The organism is Acidovorax sp. KPB24-03, assembly GCF_057546605.1.
This window is the reverse complement of the sequence record NZ_BAAJYR010000028.1, coordinates 21,343-27,742: the sequence shown is the minus strand read 5'-3', so window position 1 is coordinate 27,742 and position 6,400 is coordinate 21,343. Positions and strand designations below refer to the sequence as shown.

Sequence of the window (6,400 nt, the reverse complement as noted above, 5' to 3'; positions counted from 1 at the left end):
GGCGGGGGAGCCGCCGCGGCCACGGGCGCAGCCGCGGGCGCCTTGGCGGTGGAGGCCTTGGCCTCGGTCGAGAACAGGTCGCGGATCAGTGCCAGCTTGGGCTTGACCGAGCTGGCGTGCGTGGCATCGAGCTGCAGCGCCTTGTTGTAGGCCTGGCTGGCCAGCTTGGCGTAGATGTCGCCCAGGTTTTCATGCGCGGTGGCATAGCTGGGGTTGGTGCGGATGGCCATCTCGAGCGCGGTGCGCGCCTTGTCGAGCTGGTTCTGGTTGGCGTACAGCACGGCCAGGTTGTTGTAGGGCTCGGGCAGCTCGGGATAGTCTTCCGTGAGCTTCGTGAAGGTGGCCACCGCTTCGGTCTGCTTGCCCGAATCCGCCTGGGCCACGCCGCGCAGGAAGCGCAATTGCGGGTCGCGGGGGTTGGCGGTGAGCCGCTGGTCGGCCTTGGCCAGGGCATCCGCCGGCTTGCCTGCCTTGAGCAACTGGGTGATCTCGGCATAGTCGTCCGCGTGGGCCAGCGGGGCACCCAACAAGGCCGACAGGGCAATCAGGCGCAGGAGATGGGCAAGGGTGCGTTGTGGATGCTTCATGGGCGGACGGGAATGGTTGGAGGTGTCAAGCCGTAACGGGGGCTTATACTGCGGCGGATTGTAGCTGAGGGGTTTGTCATGCCGGTACGCTGTTGCCGCTCCTGATTTTGCATGTGCGCACCGCCGCGCACGGCCCTTCCGGGAGGCTCCCGCCTCTTTGCGCAGCCCCTGCCAGGGCGCCGGCTGCACCATCCACCCCTTGACTGAATTTCCATGAGTTTGCGTATCTACAACACGCTGTCGCGTGCGCTGGAGCCTTTTTCTCCGCTGGAGCCCGGACATGTGCGCATGTATGTCTGCGGCATGACCATTTATGACCTGTGTCACATCGGCCACGCCCGCATGATGATGGCGTTCGACGTGGTGCAGCGCTGGCTCAAGAGCAGCGGCCTGCGCGTGACCTATGTGCGCAACATCACCGACATCGATGACAAGATCATCCGGCGCGCGGTGGAGCGCGGCATCACCATCCGCGAGCTGACCGACGAGATGATCGCCGCCATGCACCAGGACATTGGCGCTTTGGGCATCGAGCCGCCCTCCATCGAGCCGCGCGCCACCGAATACGTGCCGCAGATGCTCGCGCTGATCGGCGCTCTGGAAGACAAGGGCCTGGCCTACCGTGCCAGCGGCGGCGACGTGAACTATGCGGTGCGCAAGTTCGCGGGCTACGGCAAGCTGTCCGGCAAGTCGCTCGACGAGCTGCGCGCGGGCGAGCGCGTGGCCGTGGCCGACGGCAAGGACGATCCGCTGGACTTCGTGCTGTGGAAGTCCGCCAAGCCCGAGGAGCCGCCCGAAGCCAAGTGGGACAGCCCCTTCGGTGCCGGCCGGCCCGGCTGGCACATCGAGTGCTCGGCCATGAGCTGCGCCACGCTGGGCGAGAGCTTCGACATCCATGGCGGCGGCGCCGACCTGCAGTTTCCGCACCACGAAAACGAGATCGCGCAGAGCGAAGGCGCCACCGGCAAGCCGCTGGCGCGCTTCTGGGTGCACAACGGCTTCGTGCGCGTGGACAACGAGAAGATGAGCAAGTCGCTCGGCAACTTCTTCACCATCCGCGACGTGCTGGCCAGGTACGACGCCGAGACCGTGCGCTTTTTCATCGTGCGCGCCCATTACCGCAGCGCCCTCAACTACAGCGACGCCCACCTGGACGACGCACGCGCCGCACTCAAGCGCCTCTATACGGCATTGAGCCTGGTCGCGCCGGCGCCCACGCCCTCGATCGACTGGACCGATCCCTACGCGGCCCGGTTCAAGGCCGCCATGGACGAAGACTTCGGCACCCCCGAGGCCGTGGCCGTGCTGTTCGATCTGGCCGGCGAGGTCAACCGCACGCATTCGCCGCAGACCGCCGGACTGCTGAAGGCGCTGGCCAGTTGCCTGGGCCTGCTGCAGGGCGATCCGCAAGCCTTCCTGAAGGCCGGCGCCACGCTGGACGAAGCCGCCATCCAGGCGCAGATCGCCGCGCGCGCCGCCGCCAAGGCCGCGAAGGACTTCGCCGAGGCCGACCGCATCCGCAAGGCGCTGCTGGAGCAGGGCATCGTCCTCAAGGACTCCGCCGCCGGCACGACCTGGGAGGCTGCGCAGTGAGCGGTTCCTGGATGAAGCGGCCTTTGGCGCCGGTGAAATTTCTGGTGCGGGCGGGATAAGCGGTGGCTGCGACGAAAAAGACAGCCCATGACGGGCCGCAACTGATCGCGCCCGCGTATTGGGCCGAGGCTTGCAAGCACCTCGTCAAGAAAGACCGCGTGATGAAGCGGCTCATCCCGCAACTGGGCGATGTGGCCCTGCGCCAGCGCGGCGATGCGTTCACCACGCTGGCGCGCAGCATCGTCGGCCAGCAGGTGTCGGTGGCGTCAGCGCAGAAGGTATGGGACCGTTTCGCGGCCCTGCCGCGCACCATGACGCCGGCCAGCGTGCTCAAGCTCAAGGTGGACGACATGCGCGGCGCAGGCCTGTCCGCGCGCAAGGTGGACTATCTGGTCGATCTGGCGCTGCACTTCGATACCGGCAAGCTGCACGTCAAGGACTGGGATGCGATGGACGACGAGGCCATCACGGAGGAGCTGATCGCCATCCGCGGCATCGGCCGCTGGACGGCGGACATGTTCCTCATCTTCCACCTGGCCCGCCCCAACGTCATGCCGCTGGACGATGCCACCCTGATCCAGGGCATCAGCCAGCACTATTTTTCGGGTGATCCCGTGAGCCGCAGCGATGCCCGCGAAGTGGCAGAGGCCTGGAAGCCCTGGTGCAGCGTGGCGAGTTGGTATATTTGGCGGTCGCTCGCCCCGTTGCCGGTGGACTATTGACGCCCTCGCGGGAGGGCGCGGCAACCGATGCTGCGTCCGTGCCCGTGGTGCTGGCCTGAACAGGGCGAGGAGCCCAAGGAGAATTACGTTGGCGAAAAAAACCTTTCTGGATTTCGAGCAGCCGATTGCCGAGCTCGAAGGAAAAATCGAAGAACTGCGCTACGTGCAGACCGAAAGCGCCGTCGATATTTCGGAAGAGATCGACCAGCTCAGCAAGAAGAGCCACCAGCTCACCAAAGACATCTACAGCGATCTGTCGCCCTGGCAGATCACCAAGATCGCCCGCCATCCCGAGCGTCCCTACACGCTCGACTACGTGCGCGACATCTTCACCGACTTCGTCGAGCTGCACGGCGACCGCCACTTCGCCGATGACCTGTCCATCGTGGGGGGCCTGGCCCGCTTCAACGGGCATGCCTGCATGGTGCTGGGCCACCAGAAGGGCCGCGACACCAAGGAGCGCGCCGCGCGCAACTTCGGCATGAGCCGCCCCGAGGGCTACCGCAAGGCCCTGCGCCTCATGAAGACGGCCGAGAAGTTCAAGCTGCCGGTGTTCACCTTCGTGGACACGCCTGGCGCCTATCCCGGCATCGATGCCGAAGAACGCGGCCAGTCCGAGGCCATCGGCCGCAATATCTTCGAGATGGCGCAACTGGAAGTGCCCATCATCACCACCGTGATCGGCGAGGGCGGCTCCGGCGGCGCGCTGGCCATCAGCGTGGCTGACCAGGTGGTGATGCTGCAGTACTCCATCTACTCGGTGATCAGCCCCGAAGGCTGTGCCTCCATCCTCTGGAAGACCAGCGACAAGGCGCAGGACGCGGCCGATGCCATGGGCATCACGGCCCACCGCCTCAAGGCCCTGGGCCTCGTGGACAAGATCGTGAGCGAGCCCGTGGGCGGCGCCCACCGCGACCACAAGCAGATGGCCGCCTTCCTCAAGCGCGCCCTGGGCGATGCCTTCCGCCAACTGGCCGATCTCAAGCCCAAGGAACTGCTGGACCGCCGCTACGAGCGCCTGCAAAGCTACGGCCGATTCACCGACACCAAGGCCGAGACGCGCTGAAGCACAGGGCTCCGGCACCACGCCCCATGCCATGAACCCAGCGGCCCTTCGGGGCCGTTTTGCATGGAAGTCGCCGCCATCACAGCCCTTTGAAACGTCCCTTTGGCATGACGCAATCCTTCGACGCCGCCATGGCGGCCTTCGCACCGGCCCTGCCGCTGGCCGTGGGGCTGAGCGGCGGGGCGACTCCACCGCGCTGCTGCTGGCCTGCGCAGGGCGGTGGCCCGGCCAGGTGCATGCGTTCCATGTGCACCATGGGCTGCAGGCGGCGGCCGATGGCTTCGAGCGCCACTGCGCGGACCTGTGCCAGCGCCAGGGCGTGCCGCTCCAGGTGGCGCGCGTGAACGCACGTCCCGCGCCGGGCCAAAGCCCGGAAGACACCGCCCGCCGGATGCGGTACGAGGCTTTTGCGGGTCTGGCGCAAGTAACACTAGGGCATACCGCTATAAAAACAATAGCATTGGCCCAGCACGCCGACGACCAGGTCGAAACCCTGCTGCTGGCGCTGTCGCGGGGCGCTGGCGTGCCGGGTCTGGCGTCCATGCCTGCGCACTGGCAGCGCGATGGCCTCGACTGGCATCGGCCCCTGCTGCGGGTGGCTGGCGCCGACGTGCGCGCCTGGCTGGTGGCGCGGGGCCAGGCGTGGGTGGAAGACCCCACCAATGGCGACGAGCACTACACGCGCAACCGGATCCGCCACCGGCTGCTGCCAGCGCTCGATGCCGCTTTTCCCCAGTTCCGCGACACCTTCGCCCGCAGCGCCGAGCATGCCGCGCAGGCCAGCGAACTGCTGCAGGAACTGGCCGAGGCCGATCTGGCCGCCGTGGGCGTGCCGCCGCGGCTGGCGGCCTTGCAGTCGCTGAGCCGGGCTCGGCAGGCCAACGTGCTGCGCCACTGGTTGCGCAGCGTGCACGGCACCACGCCGGCCGCGGCCCAACTGGCCGAACTGCTGGACCAGATCGCCGCATGCACCACGCGGGGGCATCGCATCCGCATCAAGGTCGGCCGCGGCTTCGCCGTGCGCGAAGCCCAGGTGCTCGGTTGGTACAATTCCTAGGTTTTGGTCCCCATCCCTGCACGAAAAACGGCGCGCGCCAGAACAATTTTTCTCCTTTCCCTGCGCCGTCTTGCGTTTCGTCATTCCAGATATCCAATGGCACTGATCGTTCATAAATACGGCGGCACGTCGATGGGCTCCACGGAGCGCATCCGCAACGTCGCCAAGCGCGTGGCCAAATGGGCGCGGGCCGGCCACCAGATGGTGGTGGTGCCCAGCGCCATGAGTGGCGAAACCAACCGCCTGCTCGGGCTGGCCAAGGACCTGGCCCCTTCGCGCGCCACGTCCGCCTACCACCGTGAACTCGACATGCTGGCCTCCACCGGAGAACAGGCGTCTTCCGCGCTGCTGGCGATCGCGCTGCAGTCCGAAGGCATGGAGTCGGTGAGCTACGCCGGCTGGCAGGTGCCGATCCGCACCAACAGCGCCTACACCAAGGCCCGCATCGAATCCATCGACGACCAGCGCGTGCGTGCCGACCTGTCCGCCGGCAAGGTCGTGATCGTGACGGGCTTCCAGGGCATCGACGAGCACGGCCACATCACCACGCTCGGCCGGGGCGGCTCCGATACCTCTGCCGTGGCGGTGGCCGCCGCCATGAAGGCGGCCGAATGCCTGATCTACACCGATGTGGACGGCGTGTACACGACCGATCCGCGCGTGGTGCAGGAGGCGCGCCGCCTGGCCACCGTGAGCTTCGAGGAAATGCTGGAGATGGCCAGCCTGGGCAGCAAGGTGCTCCAGATCCGCTCGGTCGAATTCGCCGGCAAATACAAGGTGCCCCTGCGCGTGCTGTCCAGCTTCACGCCCTGGGACATCGACATCAACGAAGAAGCCCGCTCCGGCACGCTGATCACTTTTGAGGAAGACGAAAAAATGGAACAAGCCGTTGTATCCGGCATCGCATTCAACCGCGACGAGGCCAAGATCTCCGTGCTCGGCGTGCCCGACAAGCCCGGCATCGCCTACCAGATCCTGGGCGCCGTGGCCGATGCGAACATCGATGTCGACGTGATCATCCAGAACCTGAGCAAGGACGGCAAAACGGACTTCAGCTTCACCGTGAACCGCTCCGACTACGCGCGCACGATTGACTTGCTCAAGGAAAAGGTCGTTCCCGCATTGGGCGCGCAGGAAGTGGTGGGCGACGCCAAGATCTGCAAGGTCAGCATCGTCGGCATCGGCATGCGCAGCCACGTGGGCGTGGCCGCCAAGATGTTCCGCGTGCTGAGCGAAGAGGGCATCAACATCCAGATGATCTCGACCTCCGAAATCAAGACCTCCGTCGTGATCGACGAGAAGTACGTGGAACTGGCAGTGCGCACGCTGCACAAGGCGTTCGAACTGGACCAGTCGCCTGCTTGACGAGGCAAAA

The 6,400-nt window shown here is 66.2% G+C and carries 5 protein-coding genes and 1 pseudogene; 5 read left to right on the top strand and 1 reads right to left on the bottom strand.

The genetic code is table 11. From position 1 onward, the window contains the following. On the bottom strand, nucleotides 1–587 hold a 587-nt coding region (locus AC27KI_RS06420), incomplete at its 3' end, for a tetratricopeptide repeat protein (protein WP_487113094.1). Nucleotides 588–800: 213 nt separating this feature from the next. Between AC27KI_RS06420 and cysS the strand changes: the two genes are divergently transcribed. The 5 genes and pseudogenes from cysS (at nucleotide 801) to AC27KI_RS06395 (ending at nucleotide 6,390) form a co-directional block, all read left to right on the top strand. Further along, nucleotides 801–2,180, top strand: a complete 1,380-nt coding sequence (gene cysS / locus AC27KI_RS06415) for a cysteine--tRNA ligase (RefSeq protein WP_487113092.1) — start codon at nucleotides 801–803, stop codon at nucleotides 2,178–2,180. A 62-nt stretch (nucleotides 2,181–2,242) separates the two neighbouring features. After that, nucleotides 2,243–2,902, top strand: coding sequence for a DNA-3-methyladenine glycosylase family protein (locus AC27KI_RS06410; RefSeq protein ID WP_272563992.1), 660 nt, complete (start codon nucleotides 2,243–2,245; stop codon nucleotides 2,900–2,902). 88 nt (nucleotides 2,903–2,990) lie between these two features. Continuing rightward, a complete protein-coding gene (locus AC27KI_RS06405; protein ID WP_272563991.1) occupies nucleotides 2,991–3,968 on the top strand; it encodes an acetyl-CoA carboxylase carboxyltransferase subunit alpha in 978 nt (325 codons plus the stop codon). Between the two features lie 107 nt (nucleotides 3,969–4,075). Beyond that, a pseudogene (gene tilS / locus AC27KI_RS06400) lies at nucleotides 4,076–5,025 on the top strand (tRNA lysidine(34) synthetase TilS). A 96-nt stretch (nucleotides 5,026–5,121) separates the two neighbouring features. Beyond that, nucleotides 5,122–6,390: an aspartate kinase gene (locus tag AC27KI_RS06395; protein ID WP_272548049.1), complete on the top strand. Its 1,269-nt coding sequence runs from the start codon at nucleotides 5,122–5,124 to the stop codon at nucleotides 6,388–6,390. The last annotated feature ends 10 nt before the right edge of the window (nucleotides 6,391–6,400 follow it).